Raw genomic sequence first — 25,648 nt, 5'->3', positions numbered from 1 at the left:
TTCGAGAGGGCACCGCCAATCAACAGCCTGATGGCGTCAGGCCGGGCCGCACAACCGCTTCTGAATCGCGAAGTTGCGTGGGTTGTTGTATTCCCCGTAAATGTAGCGGTTGTTCTCCTTCGGCGGAATCCCGCGCCGAATCTCCGTCAGGTACCACCAGAGCTGGTCGTCTTCGACGAAATACCTGCTCGGGCATGCACCGTAGGGCTCGTCCGCTGCTGCGGGAGAAGCTACGGCAAAAGTGCCGACGCTGACTAGGGTTGCCGCCACTAGGAATCTCGCGAGATGACGCCTACCGCTGGGCTTCCTATTACCGGCTGTTTCATTGGAGAGGCGCATGCCACGCACTCTATCAGAGTCATGATCGTTCGTGTGTCCCTCGCGACCAACATGCCATTACCGCTGATCGAAGCCCGGTAATGGCGGCTGTTGATGCTACTGAACCCCGATCCGGGCCAGCCTCCGAGGCGCTCAGGTTATCGCGGTATGGTCTGACAGACCTTCCCGCAGCGAAGCCGGTGCGAAACCCGGCGCTGTCCCGCAACTGTGATGCCCCACCGGCCGGCGGGGACGAGCCAGGTCGCCTACGGATCGGTCGCGATACGCGCTCTCGAGGAAGGGCGCCTCGTGGGCGGGCGTACGAAAGTCCCTGTCGGCGAAGCACCACACTCCTCGACCGACAGGAGGCCCCCATGTCCAGACGTACCCCTCGGCTCTTCGCCGCGACCCTCGCGGTCGCCGCGCTCGCTCTCGGCGCCTGCGCCGAGAAGGCCGACGACAAGCCCAGTGCCGGCACCGCGGTCGCCACGTACCCGGTGACGGTCGGCGCGCTCACCCTCGACAAGCGCCCCGAGAAGATCGTCGCGTTGTCGCCCACCGCCACCGAGATGCTCTTCGCGATCGGCGCCGGCCCGCAGGTCACCGCCGTCGACGACCAGTCGAACTACCCGGCCGACGCGCCGAAGACCGACCTCTCCGCCTTCCAGCCCAACGCCGAGGCGATCGCCGGTAGGAACCCGGACCTCGTGGTGCTCTCCGACGACCGCAACAAGATCGTCGACCAGCTCACCACGCTGAAGATCCCGGTCTACCTGACGCCGGCGGCGACCACGCTCGACGACTCGTACCGGCAGATCACCGAGTTGGGCGCGCTGACCGGGCACGCCGACCAGGCCGCCGACGTCGCCACCCGGATGAAGGACGAAATCGCCAAGCTGGTCAAGGACCTGCCGCAGCGCGCCGAGAAGCTCACCTACTTCCACGAGCTGGGCCCGGAGCTGTACAGCGCGACGAGCAAGACCTTCATCGGCTCGCTCTACAGTCAGGCCGGTCTGACGAACATCGCCGACCCGGCCGACGCGGACGGCAAGAGCGCCGGCTACCCGCAGCTGTCCCAGGAGTTCGTCCTCCAGGCCAACCCGGACTTCATCTTCCTCGGTGACGTCAGGCAGGCGAAGCAGAGCGCCGCACTGGTGAAGGCTCGCAGCGGCTGGGCTGGCCTAGCCGCGGTCAAGAACGACCGGGTGGTCGAGCTGGACGACGACATCTCCTCGCGCTGGGGACCGCGAGTCGTGGACCTGCTCCGGGTGATCATCGACGCGGTCGCCAAGGTGCCCGCGTGACGCTCGCGAGCCGGTGAGCGGGTCACGACAGGTGTCCGAACCGGTACCACCCAATCGGCCGACCGAGACCCCGCCGGCGAGCGCGCCCGTTGGGCCGCCACCGGACGGCTCGCCCGCTGGGCCGTCGTCCGCGGCCCGGCCCGCTGAGCAGCCGTCGGCGGGCTCGCCCCTCGGGGTGCCATCCGCGGCCCGGCCGGCCGGGCTGCGGATGCGCTGGCTGGTCGCCGGGGTGTTCGCGGTGCTCGTCGCGCTCGTCGTCGGGGTGTCGCTCGGCCCGGTGAGCCTGCCCCCGGGCAGCGTCGCCGCCGAGCTGCTCAACCTGATCCCGGGGGTGCACCTCGACAGTGGGCTGACCGAGCGGGAGACCGCGATCGTCACCGAACTGCGACTGCCCCGGGTGGTACTGGGCCTGCTCGTGGGCGGTCTGCTCGCCATGGCCGGCGGGTGCTACCAGGGTGTGTTCCGCAACCCGCTGGCCGACCCGTACCTGCTCGGTGTGGCCGCGGGCGCCGGCCTCGCGGTCACCGCGGCGATCGCCCTCGGCGGCGCCGGTCGGGAGGGCACGCTCTCCGGGCTGCCGATGACCATCCCGCTGGCCGCGTTCGCCGGTTCGCTGCTGGCCGTCACGATGACCTACGTGCTCGGCGCGGCCGGCGGGCGGCGCGGATCGCCCGCGATGCTGATCCTGGCCGGGGTGGCGGTCTCCGCGTTCCTCTCCGCCGGGCAGACGTACCTGCTGCAACGGCACTCCGACAGCATCCAGCCGGTCTACTCCTGGCTGCTCGGTCGGCTGGCCACCGCCGGTTGGCACGACGTGCTGCTGGTATTGCCGTACGCCGCGCTGACCACGGTCGTGGTGCTGCTGCACCGCCGCGAACTGGACGTCCTCGCGGTCGGCGACGACGAGGCGAGGAGTCTGGGCCTGCACCCGCAGCGCACCAGGTACCTGCTGATCGCCGCCGCCTCCCTGGGCACCGCGGCGGCGGTCTCCGCCACCGGGCTGATCGGCTTCGTCGGCATCATCGTGCCGCACACCGTTCGGCTGCTCGCCGGATCGAGCTACCGGGTGATCCTGCCGATGTCGCTGCTGTTCGGCGGCGCGTTCCTGGCGCTGACCGACGTGGTGGCCCGCACCGCCGCCGCTCCCTCCGAGGTGCCGATCGGGGTGGTGACCGCACTACTGGGCGGCCCGTTCTTCGTGCTGGTGCTGCGGACCGCCCGACGGGTGCTCACATGAGCGGCGAGCCCGCCGCCGGCCCGTCCGTGGATCTCCCGTCCGGCGGTGTGCCGGCCGTCGAGGTGCGCGGGCTGCGCGTGCGCCTGGACGGGACGCCGATCCTGACCGGCGTCGACCTCACCGTCGCCGTCGGCGAGTGGGTCACCGTGATCGGCCCGAACGGCGCCGGCAAGTCGACCCTGCTGCGCGCCGTCGGCGGCCTGCTGCCCGCGCAGGGGACGATCACCCTCTTCGGTACGGCGAGCGCCGCGCTGCGTCGGCGGGACCGCGCCCGGGTGGTGGCCACGGTGGCGCAGTCCCCGGTGGTGCCGCCCGGCATGTCGGTGCTGGACTACGTGCTGCTCGGCCGCACCCCGTACATCCCCACGCTGGGCCGGGAGTCGACCGCCGACCTCGACGCCGTGCACGAGGTGCTCGGTCGGTTGGACCTCACCGGCTTCCACCGCCGTGAGCTGGCCACCCTCTCCGGGGGCGAACGGCAGCGCGTGTTCCTCGCCCGGGCGCTCGCCCAGGGCGCGACCCTGCTGCTGCTCGACGAGCCGACAAGCGCGCTCGACATCGGTCACCAGCAGGAGGTGCTGGAGCTGGTCGACCAGTTGCGCCGCGCGCACGGCCTGACCGTCCTCGCCACGATGCACGACCTCTCCCTGGCCGGCGAGTACGCCGACCGGATGGTCATGCTCGCCGGCGGTCAGGTGGTGGCCGCCGGAACCCCGGCCGAGGTGCTGACCGAGCACCTGCTCGCCACCCACTACCGGGCCAGCGTGCGGGTCGTCCCCGGCGCCCATGGCCCGCTGGTGGTCCCGGTCCGCCCCACCCGGCCCTGAGCACGCAGGCGCTGGGTCAGGGACCCAGGTCGATGACTGAGAAGAGGGCGCCCTGGGGGTCGCGGAGTGCGGCGAAGCGGCCCGCCGGGATGTCGCGGGGTGGGACGAGGATCGTCCCGCCCAACTCGGCGGCGCGGGCCGCGGCGGCGTCCGCGTCGGTCACCGCGAAGTACACCGTCCAGTACGCGGGCAGGTCGGCCGGGAAGTCGTCGGCCAGCGGCGGCATCATCCCGGCCACGATCTGCGTCCCGAGCCGCCACCCGGTGTACGTCATCGGGCCGACCGCCTGATCGTCGGGCTGCCACCCGAACACCAGCTCGTAGAAGACCTTCGCGCCCTCCGGGTCGGGGGTGACCAGCTCGTTCCAGCTCATCGCGCCCGGCACGTTGAACACCTCGGCGCCGGCCATCGCCAGCGGCTGCCAGACGCTGAACGTGGCGCCCGCCGGGTCGGCGAAGACCGCCATCCAGCCACGGTCGAAGACCTCGAACGGCGGCACCACCACCTGCCCGCCGGCCCGCTCGACCCGGCCGGCGACCAGTTCCGCGTCGTCGGTCGCGAGGTACGTCGACCAGATGGGCACCTGGTCCGGGATCGCGGGCGGCCCGGCCCCGGCCACCGGTCTGCCGTCGAGCAGGAAGACCGTGTAACCGCCCGCCTCGGGCTCCGGGGTGACCCGGCCGGTCCAACCGAACAGCTCGGGGTAGAAGCGCCGCGCGTCGGTCAGGTCCGGGGTGGCCAGGTCGGCCCAGCAGGGCGTGCCCGGCGGGACGGTGCTCACGGTCAAAGACCCCTCTCGGCCCGGGTGGCCACGGCGGCCCCCTGCCGGAATCCTGGCACCGTCCCGCTGCGGCGCGGGGCGGAAACGGACGAATCGTCAGCTGAACCGGCGACCCTCGTCCCGTCGGTACGCCCAGGCGGCGAGCACGGCGAGCAGCACCACCCAGACGCCGAGCATGATCATTGCCAGCGGCTCGACGGGGTAGTCACCGACGCCCGACCACATCAGTTCGGCCGCGCCCCGGGTGGGCAGGAACGGCGCGATCGTCTCGATGAAACCGGGCGCTTCTCCCGGCGCGGAGAGCAGGCCGCCGCCGAACGCGAGCGGCAGGAAGACCACCTGGGCCACCACGATCGCGGCCTTGCTCGGCAGCGAGTAGCCGATGGCGAGGCCCATCAGCGTGAACGGCACCGAGATGACGGCCACCGTGACAGCGGTCAACAGGAACGCCGCCAGCGTGATCCGGGCCGCCGTGAGCGTCGCGCCGATGACCACGACCGGGATGAGTGAGAGGTACGTCAACGCCAGGCCAGCCAGCACCCGACCCGCGAAGCGGGGCGCCGCACCGGCCGGCAGGGTCCGGGTGTACGGGTTCCACGGCTGGTCGCGGTCCTCCGCGACGCCGACCCCGTACTGGAAGATGTTGGCGCTCATCACCGAGAAGGTGACCATCGACGCGGTGGCGAAGGTGGCGCCGACCGCGTCGTCGCGGGCGAACGGCACCACGAAGAAGATCATGGCGGCGGCCGGGAAGAAGGCGCTGCCGACGACGGCCACCGGGATCCGGATGGTCTCCAGAAGCTGGTAGCGGGCGTGGACCAGGGCAAGCGGCACGATGGCCTCCTCAGGCGGTGGTGGATCGGCCGCCGGCAGCGGCGGTGGTGGATCGGCCGCCGGCAGCGGCGGTGGTGGATCGGCCGCCGGCAGCGGCGGCGGTGGATCGGCCGCCGGCAGCGGCGGCGGTGGTGGGCCGGTCGCCGCTGGCGGGTTGGTCCCCGCCGGACGCGTCCTCGCTGGTGATGGCGAGGAACGCCTCCTCCAGCGAGGTAGGCCGCACCTCCAGGTCGCTGAAGGGGGTCCCGGCCGTGACCAACGCGCGGACCAACTCGTCGGCGTCGGTGGTGAGCAGGTGCAGCCGCCCGTCGATCCGTTCACTGCGAACGACCCCGGGCAGGTCGGGGAGGTCGTCGGTGACCAGGCTGACCCGACGTACGCCGACGATGCCGCGCACCGCGTCCACCGTGTCGTCGGCGAGCACCCGGCCCTGCCCGATGACGACCACCCGGTGTGCCAGCGCCTCCACCTCCTCCAGGTAGTGGCTGCTCAACAGCACCGTCCCGCCGTCGGCATGGAACGCGCGGATCGCCTCCCACAGGGTGTGCCGGGCGGACACGTCCAGGCCGGTGGTCGGTTCGTCGAGCAGCACCAGGCGGGGCCGGCCGACGAACGCCAGCGCCACCGCGAGCCGACGGCGCTGCCCACCGGAGAGGCCGCCGCACTGCCGTCGGACGAGATCGTCCAGACCGAAGCGGTCGAGCAACTCCCCGCGCGGCACCGGGTCCGGGTAGTGCGCCGAAACGAAGTCGACGACCTCACCGACGCGCAGCGTGCCCGGCAGACCGGTCTCCTGCGGCGTGACCCCGATCTGCCGGCGGCTCGCCGGGTCGCGGGGGTCGCCGCCAAACAGCTCGACCCGCCCGGAGGTGGGGCGACGCAGGCCCACCAGCAGGTTCATCAGGGTGCTCTTGCCGGCGCCGTTCGGCCCGAGGAGGCCGACCAGCTCACCGGCCCGGACCTCCAGGTCGACGCGGTCGAGTGCGAGGACGTCGCCGTACCGGCGGCTGGCCTGGTCGGCGCGGACGAGGGTCATGACTGCTCCTTCGACGGAGTGGGGTCGAACCGTTCGGCGTGCTCCTCGAACGCCAACCGGCCCCGACCTTCCGGCGTGGTCGGAAGCAGATCGTCGTTGGATTCCCGCACCGAACCTTAGGACGCAAAGTCAAAGCTCGGTGACCCCGACGTCGTGGGCGGGGCCACCGGTTGCGCGGGCGGTGCCTATGGTGGGAGCCGCGGCGGCCGACCCGTCGCGCAGGACACAGAGGAGGGTCCGTGTCGAGCCCGCACTACGAGCTGGACGCCCAGCCGAAGGCCGGGGCGCCATTCGCCACGGCTTCCCGGGACCGGGGGGCGAGCGTTCGCGAGTTGCGCCGGGAGTTGGCCGCTGCGGTCATCGGCGCCTCGGGTGACGGCTCGCGTCGGCCTGGCGGCCACGAGGGGCACCGATGATTGTCGACGAGATCCACGCCCGGTACGTCGAAGGGCTCACCCGGCTGCTACCCGCCGGTGAGCGGGTGCGCGCGGTGGCCCAGGTCCGCGTGGGCGGAGGTCTGGTCCCGGCAGCGCCCCCGCAGCCGGCGGCACCCCCCGCCCCCGGCGGGCTGAGCGTACTGGGCATCCTGCTCAGCGTGCTGTCGCCGAACATCACCTTCGGCCGGGCGGACGGCGCCGTCGACTGGCTCTTCTTCGGTGTCGGAGGCCGAGGCGCGCCGGGCTCACAGGCCTCGCTGCTGCACCACGCCCTGACCGCGGCGACGAAGGGTTTCGACCTCCGCGACCTCGTGCTGGGGGTCACCGATGAGCGGTTGCTGCTCGGCGCGACAGCACCTGTCACGTTGTTCTCCAGTTCGGCGGCGGGCGAACGGGCGCAGACCGACGTCGAACTGCTCGGGTCGGCGCCGCGCACGACGGTGACCGCACGGGTCGGTTGGTACCGGTTGAACTGGAAACGGCTGCGGCTCGACTTCGCCGACGGTTCGTGGCTGTCGTTCCACGTGCCGCTGGCCGACTCCGGCCGCCCCCTGCGCGAGGTCGCGGCTGCCCTGTCAGCCGGCTGAGCCGGCGCCGGGCGCGAAGGTCGCGGCGGCCGGGTCAGCCGACTGAGCCGACGACGAGTGGGGCGGGCAGCGGCTCGCGGTGCAGCACCGCCAATCGGGACACCGCCCGGGTGAGCACCACGTACAGGCGGTGCAGCCCGCGCGGCTCGGCCGCGACGATCGCGGCCGGCTCGACGACCACCACGTGGTCGTACTCCAGGCCCTTGACCAGCGTCGCGGGCACCACGGTGACCCGCTCCGCGGCCGCCACGTCGTCGGCGGTCGCGGTCTCGACACCGGCGGCGGCCAGTGCCGCGCGCAGTTCGTCGACCGCGTCGTCGGCCGCGATCACACCCACCGAGCCGTCGTGGGCGAGCGCCGCCCGCACCTCGGCCACCGTCTCCGCGACCAGGTCGGTCACGGTACGCACGTCCAGCCCGCCGTCGTGGCGCAGCGACTCGGCCGGCGGTACGTCCACCGCGAGGGCCGGAAGCAGCAGGTTCGCGAACGCGACCACCGCGGCGGGCACCCGGAAACCAACTGTCAACGGGACCACCACGGCGTCCGGCTTGCCCAGGTGGGCGAGGGATTCCCGCCAGTCCGTCGCCGCCCACGGCGCGGTGCCCTGGGCGAGGTCACCGAGGAGGGTGACCGAGCCGTGCTCGCTGCGCCGGGCAATGGCGCGACACTGCATCGGGGAGAGGTCCTGCGCCTCGTCCACCACCACGTGCCCGAAACCGGAGGGCCGTTCCAGCAGCCCGGCTGCCTCGTCGAGCAACACCACATCGGCGGCGGTCCAGCGGGTCGCCTTCGCGGTGCGGGCCGGCTTCGGCCACGTCAACAGCGCCTGCTCGGTCTCACTGAGCAGCCCGTCCGCCGCGCTGGCGAGCCGTCCCGAGTCGGAGAGCAGGCCGAAGACCAGCCCTTCCGGGGTGAGCGCCGGCCAGACCGCGTCCAGGAAGTCGACCACGGGTCGGCAGCGGCCCATCCGACGCAACCAGGCATCGCTCGGCGACTCCGCCCGCCGCGCCTCGGCCTGCCGTTGTAGCAGGCTCACCACCCGCGCGCGGACCCGCTCCCGACCCGTGCCGTACGGCAGCCCTTCCCGGCGGGTCTCCTCGACGATCCGGTGCAACGGCTCCAGCCCGATCCGCCACCGGAACGAACCGTCCGACACCGTGATCGACTCCGTCGGCGTAGCGATCTGTGCACCCAGCGCGCGTCGCAACACATGCGCCATGCGGACGTCGTGCTTGAGCACGGCCACCGCCGGCGCCTCGACCGCCCGCACCGGCATCCGCGAGATCAACTCCTCCACCGTGGCCTGCTCGACCTCTACCTCACCGAGAGCCGGCAACACCGCCGCGATGTACGACAGGAACGCCCTGTTCGGTCCGACGATCAGCACACCCGCCCGCCGCAGCCGCTCCCGGTGCAGATAGAGCAGGTACGCGGCCCGGTGCAGACCGACAGCCGTCTTCCCGGTGCCCGGCGCGCCCTGCACGCAGATCGAGTCGGCAATGTCGGCCCGGACCAGTTCGTCCTGCTCCGGCTGAATCGTGGCGACGATGTCGCGCATCGGCCCGACACGCGGCCGCTCGATCTCGGCGGTGAGGATCCGACTGGTCGTGCCGAGCTCTTCCCCCCGATCGAGACGCTCATCCTCGAAACTGGTCAGCACCCCGTTGCTGAACCCGAACCGCCGCCGGACCGCCACTCCCTGCGGATCCCGCGCACTGGCCTGGTAGAACGACCGCGAGACAGGTGCCCGCCAGTCCAACACCAGGGGCTCGCCGCGGTCGTCGGCGACATGCCGCCGCCCCACGTGGTACCGCCGACCGTCATGACCCGAACTGCGCACAACCGCGCCGGGATCCCCGTCGCTGGCCCTGCCCTGCGCGGTGCTGCTGCCCTGCGCGGTGCTGCTGCCCTGCGCGGTGCTGCTGTGCGCGGTGCTGCTGTGCGCGGTGCTGCCCTGCGCGGTGCTGCTGGTGTCGGTGTCGCCGTGCGCGCTGCGGCTGCTTGCGGTGCTGTTCTGGGTGTTGCCGTCCGCGGTACGGCTGCCGCTGCTGCTGGCGGTCTCCGTGCTGCCGATGCCGATGCCGGTGCTGCCGATGCCGATGCCGGTGCTGCCGGGGTCGGTGTCGTCGGGGTCTGTGGACTCCGGGTCAGTGCCGTTGGTGTCTGTGGACTCGGGGTCTGTGGATCCGGCAAAGTCGAGGCGGCCGAAGAACAGGGGCGTCGTCGGGTCGTCGGCCAGTTCGGCCACCCGACGGGCCAGGGTGCGGCCGAGTGTCTCCGCCGCGTACGCGTCGCCGGCCACCTGGTCACCGGTGGCGAAGAGGGCTTCGGCGCGCTCCCGCATCCGCCGCAGCGCGCTCCGCGAGGCTGCCAGGTGTGCGCGTTCGGCGGACAGATCCGAGTCGAGCTGGGTGTCGAGATCAGGTGCGGGCATGCTGACGTCCCATCGTTCACATCTGCTGCGCGCTCGCGTGTCCGGGGGCGGATGGCCGGCCGCCCGGCGCGAAGACGTCCAGTCCGGTGCAGCTCACCTCGGCCGTCAAGCGGCCTGCAACTTTACGCTCCCGAACCCGATGCATCCAACGAATTACCCAGACGACCACCCATCCGAGATGGCGTGTTGCCTGGTGAGACGCCGCAGGGCTGCAGAGCGGTAGGGCGGTAGGGCGGTAGGGCGGTAGAGCGGTAGAGCGGCAGGGCGGCAGGGCGGCAGAGCGGTAGGGCGGCAGGGCCGCGGGGCCGCAGGGTTGGGCCGGGCTTGTCGTTGTCCTGGGCCTGGGCCTGGCACATCCAAGGCACGGGCACGGGCGGCGTGGGCGTGGTCGGCGGCATCAGCAGCGCTGGTGGTAGAGGTTGCGGCGTGGTGCGCGCAGCGGGTCGAGCCAGCGAGGCGGGAGGAACTCGGGCCGGCCGTCCACCGCGATGCGGACCGTCCAGTCGCCGCGGTGGACGAACCGGTGGTGGTAGCCGCACAGCAGCACAGCATTGTCCAACGCTGTCGTCCCACCGTCGACCCAGTGTCGGACATGGTGACCGTCGCACCATCTTGGCGGCCGATCGCAGCCAGGGAAGGCGCAACCGCCGTCCCGCAGTACCAGCGCACGCCTCAGCGGGCCGGTGAAGAGCCGGCGCTGGCGGCCCACGTCCAGGACCTGACTGTTGCCACCCAGCACGGCCGGCAACAGGTTGGCGTCGCAGGCGAGCCGGCGGACCGCGCCCGGCGTGAGACGAGTGCCGGTCTCCAAGGTGCCAGCACGTACCTGGTTGACCAGATCGTCGAGCGACACGGTCACCACGATCTGGGGGCGGTCCCCGCCGCTGTCGGGCAGCTCACCCGTACGCAGCGCCAACCGACAGATCTCGCCCAGCGCGTCTGCACGGCGCTGACCTGGACTGCGATCATCGTGCGCACCGGCCGGGGCGCAGAGCGGGTCGATCGCTTCACGTAGCAGGCTCGCGGTTTCGGTGTCGAGGTTTCCGCTGAGGCGTACCTGACCGTTGTGCTGCTCGGAGAGCGTGACGTGTCGGCGGGCCTCGGCCCGCTCGGTGGCCCGTTGGAGAGCCTTCAGCTCAGCCTGGTCGGCCAGATCCGGTGCGACGTGCGTGAGGACGCGCTCTCCGAGCCGGCTCAGGATGGTCGGATCGAACCGGTCGGCCCAGGCGACGAGGAGTTGCGTGGCCTTGTCCGCCACCTCGGGGTCGGCTTCCAGCGGGAGGGCGGCGATCGTCTCGGCCACCACTCGACCCTGGTCGACGGTGATGGCACCGCTGAGCAGCGCGTCGCGCACCGCTGCTGGCGCGGCATCGACGGTGGCGGCGAGCTGGACCAGTTGGCGCGCGGAGCGACCGGAGAGCCGGAGCCGCTCCCGCAGCCAGACGGCGGTGGACGAGGCACCCTGGGCGACCGCCAGGCCGCGGCCGTCCAACTCGCGGACCAGCCCGAGCTGAACGGTGGCCAGCCGCTGCGCCAACACGTGAGTCGCGTCGAGAGAGGCGAGCAGCTCATCGTCGGAGAGCCCCCAGAGCGCGGTCTCGGCGCAGTCGTCGACCGCACCTCCTGCCTGCGCCAACGCCCTCAACATGAAGACAGAATAGAACTGACGTACGACACTTTCGGGCCGCCGATGATCAACGAAAGGGAATCGTTTCCGTCGATCACCGAGCCTGCAAATCGCCGCCCTGCCCCACCGCCCCGCCCTGCCCCACCGCGCCGCCCCGCCCCACCGCGCCGCGCCGCCCCACCGCGCCATGCCGCCTTACCCCTCGCCGCCCCTCCGCCGAGAGGTGCCCAGATGGCGACCCGACCCGCCGCCCCGCCGAGGCCGCCCACCCTGCGACCCAAGGTGGACCGAGGTCGAACATGGGGGGTGATGGCAGGTTGGGGGGCCTGCCGGGATCATGGGGGGATGAACGAGGCCCGTCCCGAGCCGCTTCGGATGGTCAGTGACCCGCAGGTGATGCGGGCGATGGCCCATCCGGCCCGGATCGCGATCATGGAGTTTCTCAGCCGTAAGGGTGGGGGCACCGCCACCGAGTGCGCGGAGATCGTCGGACTGTCACCGAGCGCGACCAGTTACCACCTGCGGGCGTTGGCGAAGTTCGGTCTGGTGGAGCAGGCGCCGAGCCGGGGGGATGCCCGGGAACGGGTGTGGCGCACGTCGAGCCCCAGCCTGATGGTCGACGCGGGCCGCGAGGCCGGACCCGAGGCGCGGGCTGCGGAGCAGGCTGTGGTGGAGGCGCACGCCGTGCTCGCCATGGAGCGGACCCGGGACTGGTTGCGCCGCGCCGGAGACGAGCCCTCCGAGTGGTACGACGCCGCGCTGTTCAACGAGGCGCTGCTCATGCTCACGGCGGAGGAGTTGGCGGGGCTGAACGAGGCCATCACTGCGCTGTTCAGGCCGTATCACAGACGACACCGCGCCGACCCGCCGCCGGGCGCTCGCGCCGTGGCGGTGCAGTACCGGGCGGTGCCGCTGACGCAGTGAGGGGCTGTACAGAACAGTTGTGAAGGATTATTTTCGAAGTATGTCCTTCACAACTGTCGAGTCGCGCTGGCCGGATGTCTGGTTGGCCTCCGCCGCCCGGGGGACCACCATCTGCGGTGACTTCCTCGCCGCCACCGCGCTCGCGCTGGCCCTGCAGGGCGCTGGCGCGGGAGGTCTTGCCGTGTCGGGGCTGCTGCTCGCGGCGACCCTGCCCCTGGTGGTGCTGGCTCCGCTCGCCGGCCGGCTCGCCGACCGGGTCGACAGCCGTACCCTGCTGGTGACCGTCGGGCTGGCCCAGGCCGCGATCTGCACGCTGCTCGCCGTCGTCGCCCACCCGGTTCTGGTGGTCGGGCTCGTCGCGCTGCTCGCCTGTGGGCTCGCGGTGACCCAGCCCTGCCTGGCGGCGCTGCTCCCGGCGATGGTCCGCCCGGCCGACCTGCCCCGGGCGAGCGCGATCAGCCAGACCGGCGTTTCCCTCGGCGCGCTCGGCGGGCCGGTGCTGGCCGGGCTGCTGGTGGGGCAGTTCGGCACCCGCGTACCGCTGCTGGTGGACGCCGCGACCTACCTCGCGCTGGTGGCGGCCGCCCTGCTGCTGCGGACCCGGCGCGGCGGTCGCCGAACCGCAACCGCCGCGTCGAGGGCTGCCGCGTCGAGGGCTGCCGCGTCGAGGGCTGCCGCGTCGAGGGCTGCCGCGTCGAGCGCTGCCGCGTCGAGCGCTGCCGGTTCGGGAGCGCCGATCGCCGGCCCGCAGGCCGAGGCCGCACCGACTGCGGCCGGGTCGACCGTGGTTGAGCTGCCCACTGCCGGCGGTACGGCCGAGGGCTGGCGACTGGGACGGGATCCGCTGATGCTCGTCACGGTGGCGAGCACCGCCGTGGTGATCGCGGCCATCGGCGGCATCAACGTGATCGAGGTTTTCTTCATCCGGGAGACGCTCGGCGCTTCCGCCACCACGTACGGCCTCGTTGGTGCCGCCTGGATGGCCGGTATGTTGCCCGGCGGCTGGCTGGCGGCGCGGCTCGCCCGCCGGCTCGACGACGACGGCGCGCTGGTCCGCGGAGTGCTGGTCGCGCTCGCCGGGTGCAGCCTGATGGTGCTCCTGGCCGCGTGGGTGCCAACGGCCGGCGTGCTGGTGCCGCTCTGGCTGGTGGCGGGAGCGGCGAACGGCGCGGCGAACGTCTTCGCCAGCCTGCTCATCGCTCTCCGGGTGCCGGAGGCGATGCGCGCCCGCGCGTACGCCAGTTTTGGCGCGGCGGTGCAGGGCGGCTCGATGGCCGGTTATCTGCTCGGCGGCGCGCTGCTCACGCGAGCGTCGCCCCGGCCGCTGATCGCGGTGGCCGGCGCGGCCGGGATCCTGGTGGTGCTGGTGTTCGTGCCGGTCGTCGCCCGGGCGCTACGCGGGCCGGAGCGCGGGAAACCGGCCGGGCCGGTGTGCGACAGGGCGGGCGGACCGGGGTGCGACAGACCGGCCGGACCGGTGTGCGAGCAGCCGGTCCGGCGTTCACGCCAGCGGCGGTAGGTACCAGCGGATCAGCAGGGCGGATGCGGGCTTGGCCACTCCGGGCCGACCCGCCGAGCCGGACCCGAAGGCCGGGGATACGGTCGGGTCATGGCTGAGCGCATCGCACGCCCGCGGGTCGGGCACATCCAGTTCCTGAACTGCCTGCCGATCTACTGGGGTCTGATGCGCTCCGGTGCCCTGCTCGACGTCGACCTGCAGAAGGACTCGCCGGACCGGTTGAGCGCGGCGCTTGTCGCCGGTGACCTCGACATCGGCCCGATCACCCTGTTGGAGTACCTGAAGCACGCCGACGAGCTGCTCCTCCTGCCGGACCTGGCGGTGGGCAGTGACGGACCGGTGCTCTCGGTCAACATGGTCTCCACCCGACCTCTCGACGAGCTGGACGGCGCCCGGGTGGCGCTCGGCTCGACCTCGCGGACCGGGGTGATGCTGGCCCAGTTGCTGCTCGCCGAGCGGTACCACGTGCAGCCCGAGTACTTCCGCTGCCCGCCGGACCTGACGCAGATGCTGCTCGAAGCCGACGCCGGGGTGCTGATCGGGGACGTGGCGCTGCGGGCGTACTACGAGGCGCCGAAGCGCGGGCTCATCGTCACCGACCTCGGGCAGGCGTGGCGGGAGTGGACCGGGCTGCCGATGGTCTTCGCTGTCTGGGCGGTCCGCCGCGACTTCGCCGCCGCCCACCCGGGCCTGGTCAAGGAGGTGCACGAGGCGTTCCTGCGCTCGCGGGACCTCTGCCTGGCCGAGCTGGACCAGGTCGCCGAGGCCGCGGCCCGCTGGGAGACGTTCGACGCGGAGACGCTCGCCACGTACTTCCGTACCCTGGATTTCTCGCTCGGTGACCGGCAGGTCGCCGGGCTGCGCGAGTGGGCCCGGCGAGCCGCCGCGATCGGTGCGGCCCCGGAGTTGCCGGCAGGTGGCCCGGAGTTCTTCGCCGGCTGACCGGCCGGCTCGGCCCCGCCGGCGCGCGAGGCCGCAGGGCGCTGACCGGCGGCTCGGCCCCGTGGTGCGTGGGGCCGCGGCTCAGGTGCCGGGGCGCAGGAGCGCCTCGGTGATCTTCTCGCAGTTCTTCATGCCGTAGTCGTAGCCCATGTTGATCGGGTACTTGACCATCACGCCCATCGTCCAGGTGTCGCCGATGGCCAGGCAGTTGATGTGCATCTCCTGCTCCTTGGTCCGGTCGATCCACCCGTTCTTGATGGCGATCTGCATCTGCTCGTCGGCCGGGAAGGCCTTGCGGATGCCGAAGTCACCAGCGCCGCGGACCAGCTTCATCTCGTTGAGCAGCCACTTGGTCCACTTCGGCCCGGCGGCTGTGCCGGTGGCGATGCAGTTGCCCAGGCGGGCGGTGTCCCGGGGGGAGAGCGCCGTCCGACTCCAGCCGCCGTCGGGGGCCACCTTGCTGTCGGTCAGCTTGCACATGGAGATCAACCGCTTGATCGAGGCGTCCCGGTCGACCTGGTTGTAGAACTGTTCGGCCCGGGTGTTGTCGCTGTCCCGGATGATCCGCGTCGCGTCGGCGAGCTTCGCGTCGCTGGGCGTCTGGCCAGCGTCGGCCGCGCGGCGCAGGTAGTCGGCCACGATCCAGGACTTGATCATCGAGGCGGTGGTGCTTGTCTCGTTCATGTTCTTGGAACCGATGATCTGCCCGGTGCGCCGGTCCAGCACGCTCCAGGAGTACCAGCCCTCGATGTCCAGCTTGAGGTCCTTGGCCACGAACGGCAGCGGCTCCAGCGGCGGGCTGGGGCTCGGTGACGGCGCGGACGGCTGGCGGGCACTCCGGTTGGTGCCTGCGCCGGTGGGGCGGTCGCTCGTGCCGGAGCCGCCGTCGCCCCACTTGGCGGCGGCCGCCGACTCGAACGGTGACCCCGGGAGCAGCCGCAGCGACACCAGCACCAACCCGATCAGGATGACGGCGATGGCGACCAGCCGCAGCGGGGACGTCTCGCCGCCGCCACGCCGGTCGGCCCGCCGATTCCCGGCCATCAGAGCTTCCCGACCGGTTGCTGGGGCACCTTGAGCGCGGCGCCAGGCTGCGGGGTGACCAACTGGGTGGCCACACTGGCGCAGACCTTCGCGCCGTAGTCGAGACTGTTCTTGATCGGGTAGCGCAGCATCACCGCGAGGCTCCACTTGCCGGTGACGGCGAGGCAGTTGACGTGCCAGCTGGCGTCGTCGTTGATCCGCGTCCACCCGTTCTTGATGCTGACCGGGCCCTGCGCGGTGATCGACTTTGGCAGGCCGTCGATGATCCCCCAGCGGCCACCGCCGGACTTTTCCTTCTGATCCTTCGCCGCGGTGGTGCCGCTAACCTGGCTCATCTCACTGAGCACCCACTTGGTCCACTTCTGACCGGCGGCCTTGCCGTCGGCGATGCAGTCGCCGACCCGGACCGCGTCCCGGGGAGACATCTGGGTGAAGCTCCACCAGCCCTCGTACTTCGGCACGCTGCCCCGCTTGGTGTCCGTCAGCCCGCAGATCTTGATCGCCCGCTGGATGACCGGACTGGGCTGCCCGTTCGGCAATTTCCGGTACGAGCCACCCGCGGCGGCGTAGACCTTGTTGGCGGCGACATCGTTGCTGTCCCGGATGGCGACGCTGGCAGCCTTCTTCAGCGCTGCGGGCGGCTCCCGGTCACCGAGTTGCCGCAGGTAGTCCGAGACGATCCACGCCTTGATCATCGACTCGGTGGAGCTGGTCGCGGCCATGTTCGGCGACCCGGAGATCGCGCCGGTCTGCCGATCCAGCAGAGCCCAGGAGAAGAAGTCGCCCTGGAAGTCCACCGACACCGGACCGGCCGCCAGCGTCGGCGGCGGCGGCGGGGCGGGTGCGGGCGCGGCGACCTGCGAGGCAGCGCCGCCTCCACCGCCTCCGCCGCTGTCGCCCTTGGAGAGTCGGGCGTACGCGGCGGGGACCAGGAGGACGCCGCCGAGCAGGACCGCCGTGATGGCGAGCACCAGGGTCACGCGGGGACGCATGAGTGGGTGAACTCCAGGTGTCAGGGCCGGGGGACCGGCTTGTTGTCCGGACGGATCGGCCGATCGCCAAGGCCGGGGGAGGTGGCCTCTGTCTGGCGGCAATCATCTGAAGCCGATCGGTGTGCCGGCCGAAAGTCTACGTCCGGCTGGGTGACTTGCCAGGACCCGACACTAGGCGACCTGGGATAAAGGCGAGATATGCGACCGTTATGCGGTTCTTGCGGGCATTCACCTTTGTTTCGTGGCCTAAGTCACGACGCCATCCGGCCGGCCGGGTCACGTAAAGCGCTCATTCCGTTACGGATGGGATGTCGGAATCCTGTTACACCCTATGGCTTCTTGGATAGCCAGCTGTAACACTTGTCCCATGTATGGCAACGACTTCCCGACCCCGACCGACACGTCGGACGCCGCTGCGGGCGACGCGCCCGCAGCCGGCCTGCTGGGCGAGGTCGAGGCCGCCGAGGCAGAGCTACGCGCGGCGGCGGCGCGCGGCCGGCGCGGCGGACCCGCGCCCGACGAAGACCTCGCGGCGTACTTCGCCGAGGTGGTCGACGCCGAGCAGAAGATCGAGCCACGCGACTGGATGCCCGACGCGTACCGCCGCACGCTGATCCGGCAGATCGCCCAGCACGCCCACTCCGAGATCATCGGCATGCAGCCGGAGGGCAACTGGATCAGTCGGGCACCCTCGCTCAAGCGCAAGGCGATCCTGCTGGCCAAGGTGCAGGACGAGGCGGGTCACGGCCTCTACCTCTACGCCGCCGCCGAGACCCTCGGCATCAGCCGCGACGAGCTGGTCCAACTGCTGCTCGACGGTCGCCAGAAGTACAGTTCGATCTTCAACTACCCCACCCTGAGCTGGGCCGACGTGGGCGCGATCGGTTGGCTGGTGGACGGCGCGGCGATCGTCAACCAGGTGCCGCTGTGCCGCTGCTCGTACGGCCCGTACGCCCGCGCGATGATCCGGGTCTGCAAGGAGGAGTCGTTCCACCAGCGGCAGGGCTACGAGATCCTGCACACCCTGGCACACGGCACCCCGGGGCAGCAGGCGATGGCCCAGGACGCGGTGGACCGGTGGTGGTACCCGTCGCTGGCGATGTTCGGCCCGCCGGACGGCGACTCCACGCACTCCGCCCAGTCGATGGCCTGGAAGATCAAGCGCTTCTCCAACGACGATCTGCGGCAGCGTTTCGTCGACATGTGCGTCCAGCAGGCCGAGATCCTCGGCGTGCGCATCCCCGATCCGGACCTGCGCTGGAACGAGGAGCGGCAGGCGTACGACTACACCCAGCCGGACTACGACGAGCTGCTGCAGGTCATCAAGGGCAACGGGCCGTGCAACCGGGAGCGGATCGCCCACCGCCGGGCCGCACACGCCGAGGGCGCCTGGGTCCGCGAGGCCGCCACGGCGTACGCCGCGAAGCGCGCGCAACAGAAGGAGAAGGTGGCCGCGTGACTACCGAACACTCGCCGCTCTGGGAGGTCTTCGTGCGGGCGCGACGCGGGTTGTCGCACACCCATGTCGGCAGCCTGCACGCTCCCGACGCGGAGCTGGCCCTGCGCAACGCCCGGGACCTGTACACCCGCCGTCAGGAGGGTGTGTCGATCTGGGTGGTGCCGGCCGGCGCGATCACCGCGTCCAGCCCGGACGAGAAGGACGCCTTCTTCGACCCGGCCGCCGACAAGGTCTACCGCCACCCCACCTTCTACGAGGTGCCGGACGGGGTGGCCCACCTGTGAGCGAGCAGAGCGAGCGAACCAGCCGGCTCAGCAGCGGGGCGCTTCGCGTCGCCGCCGAGCGCAGCGAGGTGGTGGCGGGAAGCGAGCAGAGCGAGCGAACCAGCCGGCTCAGCAGCGGGGCGCTTCACGTCGCCGCCGAGCGCAGCGAGGTGGTGGCGTGAACGGGCCCTTCGACTTCACTCTCGCTCTCGCCGACGACGCGTTGGTCGCGGCGCAACGACTGGCCGAGTGGACGACCCGCGCGCCGGAGATGGAAGAGGACATCGCACTGGCCAACATCGCCCTCGACCAGCTCGGGGCGGCGCGGCTGCTGCTGTCGTACGCGGGCGAGCTGGAGGGCGCGGGCCGGGACGAGGACGCGTTGGCGTTCCTGCGCGACGACCGCGAGTTCCGCAACGCGCTCCTGGTCGAGCTGCCCAACGGCGACTTCGCGGTGACCATGGCGAAGCTGTTCTTCCTGGCGGCCTACCAGCTGCCGCTGTACACGGCGCTGGCCGGTTGCGCCGACGAGCGGCTGGCCGCGATCGGCGCGAAGGCGCGCAAGGAGTCGGCGTACCACCTGGACCATGGCGCGTTGTGGGTGAAGCGGCTCGGTGACGGCACCGAGGAGTCGCACCGTCGGATGCAGGCGGCCGTCGACCAGGTGTGGCCGTACACCCACGAGTTGTTCGCCGCGGACCCGGCGGCGCCGGTCGACCCGGCGACCCTGCGGCCGGCGTTCGACGAGACCGTCGGCGCGGTGCTGGCCGAGGCGACGCTCACCCGGCCGGAGAGCGGCTGGGCCCCGGCCGGCGGACGGGACGGCGTGCACACCGAGCACCTGGCCTACCTGCTCGCCGAGATGCAGGTGCTGCACCGCGCCCATCCCGGAGCGCGGTGGTGAGCGCGAACCCGGCAGTCGCGAGCGGCGGCGGCACGGTGAGCGCGAGGAGTGCAGCGCAGCGGAGCCCGGCAGTCGCGAGCGGCGGCGGCACGGTGAGCGCGCGGGAGGCCGCCGCCAGTGTCGTGGACCCGGAGATCCGGGTGATCACCATCGACGAGCTGGGCATCCTGCGGGCCGTCGAGGAAGATTCGACGAGCGGCCGGGTCACCGTCACCATCACCCCGACCTACACCGGTTGCCCGGCGATGGATGTGATCCGCACCGATATCCGCCGCGCGCTGGCGGTCGCCGGCCACCCCGACGCCGAGGTCCGCACCGTCTACAGCCCGCCGTGGAGCACCGACTGGATCTCCGAGGGTGGGCGGGCCAAGCTCGCCGCCGCGGGGATCGCCCCGCCGGCCCCGGTGCCCACCGCCGGCGTCGTACCGCTGACGCTCGCGGTCCGCTGCCCGCAGTGCGGGTCACCGGAGACCGAGCAGGTCAGCCGGTTCGGCTCCACCGCGTGCAAGGCGCTGTGGCGCTGCCGTTCCTGCTCCGAACCCTTCGACCACCTGAAGGCGCTGTGACTGTCACCATCACCCGTCCGGTCCGCCGCCGACCGGTCTTCCACCCGCTGTCGGTCGCGGCCGTCGACCGGCTCACCGACGATGCGGTCGCGGTGACCTTCGCCGTACCCGAGGATCTGCGGGAGACCTTCGCCTTCCGCGCGGGCCAGCACCTCACCGTGCGGCGAGCCGCGGAGGACGGCACGGACGTGCGCCGGTCGTACTCGATCTGCTCCACCCCCGACGACCTGGCCCGGCACGGCCGGTTGCGGATCGGGGTGCGGGAGATCCCCGGCGGCGCCTTCTCGGCGTTCGCGTGCGGGGCGCTGCGCGGTGGCGACACCGTCGAGGTGCTGCCGCCGTTGGGCACCTTCACCACGGCGTTCGCGCCGGACCGGGTGCGGCACTACGGCGGGGTCGTCGCCGGCTCCGGCATCACCCCGGTGCTCGCGCTCGTTGCGACCGCCCTGGCCGTCGAGCCGGCCAGCACCTTCACCCTGGTGTACGGCAACCGCACGGCGAACACGGTCATGTTCGCCGAGGAGCTGGCCGATCTGAAGGACCGCTATCCCACCCGGCTGCACCTGGTGCACGTGCTGTCCCGGGAGCAGGGCGAGTCGGCGCTGCTCTCCGGGCGGATCGACGCCGAGCGGCTGGGCCGGTTGCTGGGCACCATCGTGCCGGGCGACGTGATCGAGGAGTGGTTCCTCTGCGGGCCGTACGCCATGGTGGTCGACGTCCGGGACGTGCTGACCGCGCGTGGCCTGCCCGAGTCGGCGGTGCACACCGAGCTGTTCCACGTCGACGCGCCGCCGGAGCCGGTGCGCCGTCCGGTGGACCAGGCGGGCGTCGGGACGGAGGTCACCATCGTGCTGGACGGCAGGTCGTCGAGCTTCACGATGGGTCGCGAGGAGCGGGTGCTGGACGCCGCGCTGAAGGTGCGCGGCGAGTTGCCGTACGCCTGCAAGGGCGGTGTCTGCTCGACCTGTAAGGCGAAGGTCGTCGACGGGTCGGTCACGATGGCCCGCAACTACTCCCTGGAGCCGGACGAGTTGGCTGCCGGCTACGTCCTGACCTGCCAGTCCAGCCCAACCACGGACAAGCTCGTCGTGGACTACGACGCGTGAGTGCGCCGAACGACCGGGAGTTCGTCGAGCGGTTCGCCGAGGTCACCGGGGGACGGCGTCCAACCGGCTACGTGGAGGGGTGGGAGCAGTTCGTCGGGTTCTGCGAGGACGGCTACGACGACAACCTCGACGAGTACTGGTTCGACCTGAGCGTTCGACACGCGATCGAGCACGTACTGACCGACGAGAGGTTGTTCGGCTTTCCGCAGATGGGCTGGGTCCGGGAGCGGATCGAGGCGGCGGACGAGCGGTTCCGCGCGGTGCTCTCCGAGCAGTCGATGCCGGGGCGGGCCGAACGGCAGTGGTGGGAGGCGCACGTGCCGGCCTGGGCGGGGCCGACGCTCGCGGCGGATCTGCGGGACATGTACGGCATCCGGGTCGAGGTACGCGAGAGCTGAGCAAGCCCGACGTCAGTCGTTGAGGCGAACGTGCGCGGGGAGGGGCGTTGGTGGGCCGGATGGGGCGCGGGAGTTGGAACGGCCCAATTCCTTGTCCGTGAGCGACGGGCGAAGGTAGCCTGGCAAGTGCCAGGGGCAGTAGCCCCTTGGAAGTGGACCCGGCAGCCTTCCGGACGGTGGGTGAGCCGGGTCTCGCGTCTCCCGGACGTGGTCAGACCTGCCGCGTCTCCCTGACGACGCGCTGGACGGACGCCTTCCATCGCCCGCCCTTGGCCCAGCACCAGGCCAGTGCGTCGGGAATGGCCAGCAGGCACTCCTCGTGGGCTCTCAGCTGGTCGTAACGCAGGTTGCCAGACGTCCCCGACTTTCTCACCTGCTCGAAGAGCAGGCGTTGGTCGGCTTGGAACGTCGAGTCATCACGCTCTAGGACGAGGCGTGCGGCGTTTATCTTCGCTGCGTGCTCCACGAGCTCGACGAGGCAGGCCTCGCGGGCGGCCCTGGGGTCGCGGTGTCTCTTCGCGTCGAAGATCACCGCGTGGGTAGACAGTGTGACGACAGCAGCGATTATCTGCCGGCGTCGGTCGTCTTTCTCCTTGTGGAAGTGGATGCGGCGCTGGCCGGGCAGGATCAGATCGCGAATGGTCCGGCGGGCAGTGGCCAGGTCCGCCGGAAGCACGACCGCAGCCGCGACGAGAAGCCCTCGCTCCTTTGTCTCGTCCACGAAGACGTGCGCATTCATGGCGCGTGGACCCTTCCTGTGGTGGTCGCTGACCCTGGCCTACGCGTTGAGGATGTCTCGGATTCGATCCAGCCTCTGCTGAGGTGTCAGCGCTGCCGGGTTTTTGGTGCCGATGGCGTCGAGTTCTGCGCGTACATCGCAGTCGTCGGGCTGAAGCACGGCATCGATCACTCGCGCCCGCGGCCCGCCATCCCGAACGTAAATCCAGACCGTCTGCCACTGGCGCGGCTCGGTGTTGAGTTCGGCAGTGAGTCGCTCTGGAGGGAAGAAGCCGAGGCCAGTAGCTCTGAGCGTCTCAGCGATCTCCGCGAGGACCCAGCGGCCGAGCTTCCGGTAGCCCAACTCGTCCCGTAACTCGCCGAGAGTTGCTTGCGTTAGTCCGCCGTCGGCTCGACAGCGGGCAGCGATGCCCGGAGCGGTGTCTGTGTCGCTCATATCGTGCCTCCTCAACCTCACCGATATCTTCGCGGCTGATGAAATAAGATGTCAATGGGTTTTCTACATCATATTTTGATCTTGGGTATATGACGGAATTCTGTTGGCGGTCACATCAGCGTCCCCAGTTCGGCGAGACCAGTTGACGCCGACGTAGGCTCGGGGGCGTGACGGTGAGCCGGGAGATCGACGACATCCTGCAGCGGGGCGCGGACGGCGGGCGGATCACGCCCGAGGAGGCTCTGCTGCTCTACACCGAGGCGCCCTTCCACGCGTTGGGCGAGGCGGCGGACGCGGTGCGTCGGCGGCGCTACCCGGACAACGTCGTCACGTACCTGATCGATCGCAACATCAACTACACGAACGTCTGCGTGACGGCGTGCAAGTTCTGTGCGTTCTACCGCGCCCCCAAGCACACGGAAGGGTGGACCCACCCGACCGAGGAGATCCTGCGCCGCTGTGGCGAGGCGGTCGAGCTGGGCGCCACCCAGGTGATGCTCCAGGGCGGGCACCACCCGGACTACGGCGTGGAGTACTACGAGGAGCTGTTCTCCTCGGTCAAGCAGGCGTACCCGCAGCTTGTCATCCACTCGATCGGCCCCAGCGAGATCCTGCACATGGCGAAGGTCTCCGGGGTGAGCCTGGACGAGGCCATCGCCCGGATCAAGACCGCCGGTCTGGACTCGATCGCGGGCGCTGGCGCGGAGATGCTGCCGGAGCGTCCGCGCAAGGCGATCGCGCCGCTCAAGGAGTCGGGTGAGCGCTGGCTGGAGGTCATGGAGTTGGCGCACCGGCAGGGCATCGAGTCGACCGCCACCATGATGATGGGCACCGGCGAGACGCACGCCGAGCGGATCGAGCACCTGCGCATGATCCGGGACGTGCAGGACCGCACCCGCGGATTCCGGTCCTTCATCCCGTGGACGTACCAGCCGGAGAACAACCACCTCAAGGGCCGCACCCAGGCCACCACCCTGGAATACCTGCGCCTCGTCGCGGTGGCCCGGCTCTTCTTCGAGACCGTGCCGCACCTCCAGGCGTCCTGGCTGACCACCGGCAAGGACGTCGGGCAGCTCTCGCTGCACATGGGCGTGGACGACCTCGGCTCGATCATGCTGGAGGAGAACGTGATCTCCTCCGCCGGTGCGCGGCACCGCTCCAACCTGCACGAGCTGATCGGCATGATCCGCTCGGCGGACCGGATCCCCGCCCAACGCGACACCCTCTACCACCGGCTCGCGGTGCACCACACGCCCGCCGACGACCCGACCGACGAGCGGGTGGTGTCGCACTTCTCCTCGATCGCGCTTCCCGGCGGCGGTGCGGGCCGGTCCCTGCCACTGGTCGAGGTCAACTGACGCGGGTCGACGTCCGGCCGTTCGGCTGACCACCGGTCATGCTCCCGCCGGAACGCCCCGGCGGTACGGGTGGTCCCCGTCGCCGCTTCGGCAGGCTGCCCGGCGTGGGGGTGGTGGAGATGATCATCGGTCGCTAACATCGCGGCTCGTATCCGTTGCCGCCGTCGGTTACCGAGATCGGCGCAACCGTACTGGTCGCGGACGGTCTGACGGTTCTGGTCGCTCCGATGGCGTCCACTCGTTCCGCAACCAATTCTTTCTTCATACCCCCGGGGGACTGATGACAGCGTTCCACCGCTCGCCCCTGGCCCGCGCTGGCGTCGTAGCCCTGCTCGCGGCCGGTGGCCTGGCCACCGTGGCCGCCCCCGCGCAGGCCGACGACCAGGCCGATCTCGCCGTGGCACCGGTCAGCCGGAAACTTGCCATGGGCGTCACGCAGGCCAAGGCCAAGCCGTTCAAATTCCGGGTCGACAACAGCCTGAGCAGGGCTGCCGCCAAGGGTGTCAGTTACACCGTGGACACCAGCGTGTTGAAGAAGGACATGGTTGGCGTCGTGGTGCCCGACGGTTGCCAGGTGGAGGGCGAGACGTTCCCCTGCCAACTCGGCGATCTGCCGGGCGGCAGCGACGCGTGGTTCAGCATCCCGCTGTTCTCCACCCGTGGTCCTGGCAACGCCGGCAGGTTGGTGGTCAGCATCAAGTCGACCACCGTCGACCCCAATCTCGCCCACAACACGGTCTACCCCGAGATCATCGTCGCCGAGCCCGGCTACGACCTGACCAGTTGGGTGCAGGGCGTCCGGGCCAACGTCGTGGTGAACGGCGTCCGGGGCGACGATCCCGACCTGCGCCCGGTGCGGCGGGGCGAGACGGTTCCGCTGGACTTTTCGATCTACAACGACGGCAGCCGCAAGGTGACGGGCATCCGCTGGGACCTGTCCCTGCCAGTGGGCCTCACCTTCGCGCAGAAGCCGGAGGGCTGCCGCGAGTGGTTGTTGGAACGCAGGCTGCGGCTGTCGTGCGAGGATGCCGGTGCGGTCTTGCAGCCCGGGGAGTACTACACCTCGGACATCCGAGTGACCGTCGGCGACGACGTGACCGAGCCGGTGCTGGAGTACCAGGGTGACCTCAGCGCGTACGGGCTGAAGCCTGCCGCGGGGCAGCCCGAGGCGTCCACCGAGGTCGACATCTGGGACAACGACATGACCTTCGAGGCGTTCGTCGACCTGACCGCCGCGCCGATGCCCACGCCGACCGGTACGCCCACGCCGACCGGTACGCCCATTCCGTCCGGGACGTCCACCCCGGGCACCACCACCTCGCCGGCTGCCGGCGGCGCTGGCGGCGGAAGTGGGTTGCCGGTGACCGGTGTGCAGGCCGGCCTGATCGGTGGCATCGGCGCGATCATCCTGCTCGTGGGCGGTGCGCTGCTGGTGCTCACCCGTCGGCGCAAGGTCGTCCTGGTCGCCCCCGGCGACGAGAAGTCGACCGACTGACGTATCCGCTTCGAGACCACTTGAACGAGAGTGGCGGCAGGCTGGCACGACGCGAGGGCGGGGTGGGCGACCAACCCGCCTT

General features: G+C 71.1%; 27 protein-coding genes. 17 read left to right on the top strand and 10 right to left on the bottom strand.

Translation table 11 applies throughout. The features are described from left to right. Nucleotides 1-36 precede the first annotated feature (36 nt). The gene (locus AB0C25_RS13820) at nt 37-339 is read right to left on the bottom strand and encodes a hypothetical protein (RefSeq protein ID WP_357372957.1); all 303 of its coding nucleotides are present in this window, start codon (nt 337-339) and stop codon (nt 37-39) included. A gap of 353 nt (nt 340-692) precedes the next feature. Here AB0C25_RS13820 and AB0C25_RS13815 point away from each other — a divergent pair, with 353 nt between their 5' ends. From AB0C25_RS13815 to AB0C25_RS13805, 3 genes are all read left to right on the top strand, one after another. After that, nucleotides 693-1,622, top strand: a complete 930-nt coding sequence (locus AB0C25_RS13815; RefSeq protein WP_357372955.1) for an ABC transporter substrate-binding protein — start codon at nt 693-695, stop codon at nt 1,620-1,622. Between the two features lie 208 nt (nt 1,623-1,830). Then, a complete protein-coding gene (locus AB0C25_RS13810; protein WP_357244126.1) occupies nt 1,831-2,859 on the top strand; it encodes an iron ABC transporter permease in 1,029 nt (342 codons plus the stop codon). Next, complete coding sequence (locus AB0C25_RS13805; RefSeq protein WP_357372953.1) at nt 2,856-3,686, top strand: ABC transporter ATP-binding protein; 831 nt, start codon at nt 2,856-2,858, stop codon at nt 3,684-3,686. Before AB0C25_RS13810 ends, AB0C25_RS13805 begins: the two co-directional genes overlap by 4 nt. A gap of 16 nt (nt 3,687-3,702) precedes the next feature. Here AB0C25_RS13805 and AB0C25_RS13800 read toward each other — a convergent pair whose 3' ends face one another. The 3 genes from AB0C25_RS13800 to AB0C25_RS13790 form a co-directional block, all read right to left on the bottom strand. Then, nucleotides 3,703-4,467 (bottom strand): VOC family protein, encoded by a 765-nt coding sequence (locus tag AB0C25_RS13800; protein WP_357244012.1) that lies wholly within the window; start codon nt 4,465-4,467, stop codon nt 3,703-3,705. A gap of 96 nt (nt 4,468-4,563) precedes the next feature. After that, nucleotides 4,564-5,301 (bottom strand): ABC transporter permease, encoded by a 738-nt coding sequence (locus tag AB0C25_RS13795; protein ID WP_357372951.1) that lies wholly within the window; start codon nt 5,299-5,301, stop codon nt 4,564-4,566. Nucleotides 5,302-5,311: 10 nt separating this feature from the next. Then, entirely contained in the window at nt 5,312-6,337 is a 1,026-nt protein-coding gene (locus tag AB0C25_RS13790; protein WP_357372949.1) for an ABC transporter ATP-binding protein, read from the bottom strand. A gap of 239 nt (nt 6,338-6,576) precedes the next feature. On the opposite strand from AB0C25_RS13790, the gene AB0C25_RS13785 reads away from it, so the two are divergent. After that, nucleotides 6,577-6,753, top strand: coding sequence for a hypothetical protein (locus tag AB0C25_RS13785; RefSeq protein ID WP_357372947.1), 177 nt, complete (start codon nt 6,577-6,579; stop codon nt 6,751-6,753). Further along, complete coding sequence (locus tag AB0C25_RS13780; RefSeq protein WP_357372945.1) at nt 6,750-7,361, top strand: hypothetical protein; 612 nt, start codon at nt 6,750-6,752, stop codon at nt 7,359-7,361. The genes AB0C25_RS13785 and AB0C25_RS13780 overlap by 4 nt, the downstream gene beginning before the upstream one ends. Nucleotides 7,362-7,395: 34 nt before the next feature. Here AB0C25_RS13780 and AB0C25_RS13775 read toward each other — a convergent pair whose 3' ends face one another. Together AB0C25_RS13775 and AB0C25_RS13770 are read right to left on the bottom strand one after the other, a co-directional pair. Continuing rightward, nucleotides 7,396-9,795 (bottom strand): AAA family ATPase, encoded by a 2,400-nt coding sequence (locus tag AB0C25_RS13775; RefSeq protein ID WP_357372943.1) that lies wholly within the window; start codon nt 9,793-9,795, stop codon nt 7,396-7,398. Nucleotides 9,796-10,192: 397 nt separating this feature from the next. Further along, nucleotides 10,193-11,443 carry a DUF222 domain-containing protein gene (locus AB0C25_RS13770; protein WP_357372941.1) on the bottom strand — a complete coding sequence of 417 codons (1,251 nt, stop codon included), beginning with the start codon at nt 11,441-11,443 and terminating at the stop codon, nt 10,193-10,195. A gap of 324 nt (nt 11,444-11,767) precedes the next feature. Between AB0C25_RS13770 and AB0C25_RS13765 the strand changes: the two genes are divergently transcribed. The 3 genes from AB0C25_RS13765 to AB0C25_RS13755 all read left to right on the top strand — a co-directional run bounded on the left by AB0C25_RS13765 (nt 11,768) and on the right by AB0C25_RS13755 (nt 14,807). Next, nucleotides 11,768-12,346 (top strand): winged helix-turn-helix domain-containing protein, encoded by a 579-nt coding sequence (locus AB0C25_RS13765; RefSeq protein ID WP_357372939.1) that lies wholly within the window; start codon nt 11,768-11,770, stop codon nt 12,344-12,346. A gap of 40 nt (nt 12,347-12,386) precedes the next feature. Continuing rightward, nucleotides 12,387-13,865 (top strand): MFS transporter, encoded by a 1,479-nt coding sequence (locus tag AB0C25_RS13760; protein ID WP_357372937.1) that lies wholly within the window; start codon nt 12,387-12,389, stop codon nt 13,863-13,865. Between the two features lie 90 nt (nt 13,866-13,955). After that, nucleotides 13,956-14,807: a menaquinone biosynthesis protein gene (locus tag AB0C25_RS13755; protein WP_357372935.1), complete on the top strand. Its 852-nt coding sequence runs from the start codon at nt 13,956-13,958 to the stop codon at nt 14,805-14,807. Between the two features lie 81 nt (nt 14,808-14,888). Here AB0C25_RS13755 and AB0C25_RS13750 read toward each other — a convergent pair whose 3' ends face one another. Further along, complete coding sequence (locus AB0C25_RS13750; RefSeq protein ID WP_357372933.1) at nt 14,889-15,851, bottom strand: hypothetical protein; 963 nt, start codon at nt 15,849-15,851, stop codon at nt 14,889-14,891. Beyond that, a complete protein-coding gene (locus AB0C25_RS13745; protein ID WP_357372931.1) occupies nt 15,851-16,843 on the bottom strand; it encodes a hypothetical protein in 993 nt (330 codons plus the stop codon). The genes AB0C25_RS13750 and AB0C25_RS13745 overlap by 1 nt, the downstream gene beginning before the upstream one ends. 367 nt (nt 16,844-17,210) lie before the next feature. On the opposite strand from AB0C25_RS13745, the gene paaA reads away from it, so the two are divergent. From paaA to AB0C25_RS13710, 7 genes are all read left to right on the top strand, one after another. Then, complete coding sequence (gene paaA / locus AB0C25_RS13740; RefSeq protein ID WP_357372929.1) at nt 17,211-18,302, top strand: 1,2-phenylacetyl-CoA epoxidase subunit PaaA; 1,092 nt, start codon at nt 17,211-17,213, stop codon at nt 18,300-18,302. Next, the gene (paaB, locus tag AB0C25_RS13735; protein ID WP_355027413.1) at nt 18,299-18,586 is read left to right on the top strand and encodes a 1,2-phenylacetyl-CoA epoxidase subunit PaaB; all 288 of its coding nucleotides are present in this window, start codon (nt 18,299-18,301) and stop codon (nt 18,584-18,586) included. Before paaA ends, paaB begins: the two co-directional genes overlap by 4 nt. Further along, complete coding sequence (locus AB0C25_RS13730; protein ID WP_357372927.1) at nt 18,583-18,747, top strand: hypothetical protein; 165 nt, start codon at nt 18,583-18,585, stop codon at nt 18,745-18,747. The genes paaB and AB0C25_RS13730 overlap by 4 nt, the downstream gene beginning before the upstream one ends. Then, nucleotides 18,744-19,469 (top strand): 1,2-phenylacetyl-CoA epoxidase subunit PaaC, encoded by a 726-nt coding sequence (paaC, locus tag AB0C25_RS13725; RefSeq protein ID WP_357372926.1) that lies wholly within the window; start codon nt 18,744-18,746, stop codon nt 19,467-19,469. Before AB0C25_RS13730 ends, paaC begins: the two co-directional genes overlap by 4 nt. Nucleotides 19,470-19,561: 92 nt before the next feature. Beyond that, nucleotides 19,562-20,035, top strand: a complete 474-nt coding sequence (gene paaD, locus AB0C25_RS13720) for a 1,2-phenylacetyl-CoA epoxidase subunit PaaD (RefSeq protein WP_357372924.1) — start codon at nt 19,562-19,564, stop codon at nt 20,033-20,035. After that, nucleotides 20,032-21,141 carry a 1,2-phenylacetyl-CoA epoxidase subunit PaaE gene (gene paaE, locus AB0C25_RS13715; protein WP_357372922.1) on the top strand — a complete coding sequence of 370 codons (1,110 nt, stop codon included), beginning with the start codon at nt 20,032-20,034 and terminating at the stop codon, nt 21,139-21,141. Before paaD ends, paaE begins: the two co-directional genes overlap by 4 nt. Continuing rightward, nucleotides 21,138-21,539: a hypothetical protein gene (locus AB0C25_RS13710; RefSeq protein ID WP_357372920.1), complete on the top strand. Its 402-nt coding sequence runs from the start codon at nt 21,138-21,140 to the stop codon at nt 21,537-21,539. Before paaE ends, AB0C25_RS13710 begins: the two co-directional genes overlap by 4 nt. Nucleotides 21,540-21,750: 211 nt before the next feature. Here the strand turns inward: AB0C25_RS13710 and AB0C25_RS13705 are convergent, their stop codons facing one another. Then, entirely contained in the window at nt 21,751-22,278 is a 528-nt protein-coding gene (locus AB0C25_RS13705) for a hypothetical protein (RefSeq protein ID WP_357372918.1), read from the bottom strand. Between the two features lie 39 nt (nt 22,279-22,317). Continuing rightward, nucleotides 22,318-22,713, bottom strand: a complete 396-nt coding sequence (locus AB0C25_RS13700) for a hypothetical protein (protein WP_357372916.1) — start codon at nt 22,711-22,713, stop codon at nt 22,318-22,320. 167 nt (nt 22,714-22,880) lie between these two features. Here AB0C25_RS13700 and mqnC point away from each other — a divergent pair, with 167 nt between their 5' ends. Then, the gene (gene mqnC, locus AB0C25_RS13695) at nt 22,881-24,071 is read left to right on the top strand and encodes a cyclic dehypoxanthinyl futalosine synthase (RefSeq protein ID WP_357251484.1); all 1,191 of its coding nucleotides are present in this window, start codon (nt 22,881-22,883) and stop codon (nt 24,069-24,071) included. 280 nt (nt 24,072-24,351) lie between these two features. Next, nucleotides 24,352-25,566, top strand: coding sequence for an LPXTG cell wall anchor domain-containing protein (locus tag AB0C25_RS13690; RefSeq protein WP_357372914.1), 1,215 nt, complete (start codon nt 24,352-24,354; stop codon nt 25,564-25,566). Nucleotides 25,567-25,648: the final 82 nt, after the last annotated feature.

It is taken from the genome of Micromonospora sp. NPDC048839, assembly GCF_040649915.1.
Classification (GTDB): Bacteria; Actinomycetota; Actinomycetes; order Mycobacteriales; family Micromonosporaceae; genus Micromonospora.
The sequence above is the reverse complement of the archived record's forward strand: the minus strand, read 5'-3'. Positions and strand labels throughout refer to the sequence as shown.

Bases quoted from the DNA above. Each gene is read 5' to 3' on its own strand.
- AB0C25_RS13815 (WP_357372955.1), top strand. From the start codon at position 693: ATGTCCAGACGTACCCCTCGGCTCTTCGCCGCGACCCTCGCGGTCGCC.
- AB0C25_RS13775 (WP_357372943.1), bottom strand. From the start codon at position 9,795: ATGCCCGCACCTGATCTCGACACCCAGCTCGACTCGGATCTGTCCGCC.
- AB0C25_RS13755 (WP_357372935.1), top strand. From the start codon at position 13,956: ATGGCTGAGCGCATCGCACGCCCGCGGGTCGGGCACATCCAGTTCCTG.
- AB0C25_RS13765 (WP_357372939.1), top strand. From the start codon at position 11,768: ATGAACGAGGCCCGTCCCGAGCCGCTTCGGATGGTCAGTGACCCGCAG.
- AB0C25_RS13750 (WP_357372933.1), bottom strand. From the start codon at position 15,851: ATGGCCGGGAATCGGCGGGCCGACCGGCGTGGCGGCGGCGAGACGTCC.
- AB0C25_RS13805 (WP_357372953.1), top strand. From the start codon at position 2,856: ATGAGCGGCGAGCCCGCCGCCGGCCCGTCCGTGGATCTCCCGTCCGGC.
- AB0C25_RS13690 (WP_357372914.1), top strand. From the start codon at position 24,352: ATGACAGCGTTCCACCGCTCGCCCCTGGCCCGCGCTGGCGTCGTAGCC.
- AB0C25_RS13700 (WP_357372916.1), bottom strand. From the start codon at position 22,713: ATGAGCGACACAGACACCGCTCCGGGCATCGCTGCCCGCTGTCGAGCC.
- AB0C25_RS13820 (WP_357372957.1), bottom strand. From the start codon at position 339: ATGCGCCTCTCCAATGAAACAGCCGGTAATAGGAAGCCCAGCGGTAGG.
- paaA (WP_357372929.1), top strand. From the start codon at position 17,211: ATGTATGGCAACGACTTCCCGACCCCGACCGACACGTCGGACGCCGCT.
- AB0C25_RS13760 (WP_357372937.1), top strand. From the start codon at position 12,387: ATGTCCTTCACAACTGTCGAGTCGCGCTGGCCGGATGTCTGGTTGGCC.
- AB0C25_RS13770 (WP_357372941.1), bottom strand. From the start codon at position 11,443: ATGTTGAGGGCGTTGGCGCAGGCAGGAGGTGCGGTCGACGACTGCGCC.
- AB0C25_RS13745 (WP_357372931.1), bottom strand. From the start codon at position 16,843: ATGCGTCCCCGCGTGACCCTGGTGCTCGCCATCACGGCGGTCCTGCTC.
- AB0C25_RS13705 (WP_357372918.1), bottom strand. From the start codon at position 22,278: ATGAATGCGCACGTCTTCGTGGACGAGACAAAGGAGCGAGGGCTTCTC.
- AB0C25_RS13780 (WP_357372945.1), top strand. From the start codon at position 6,750: ATGATTGTCGACGAGATCCACGCCCGGTACGTCGAAGGGCTCACCCGG.
- AB0C25_RS13790 (WP_357372949.1), bottom strand. From the start codon at position 6,337: ATGACCCTCGTCCGCGCCGACCAGGCCAGCCGCCGGTACGGCGACGTC.
- AB0C25_RS13810 (WP_357244126.1), top strand. From the start codon at position 1,831: ATGCGCTGGCTGGTCGCCGGGGTGTTCGCGGTGCTCGTCGCGCTCGTC.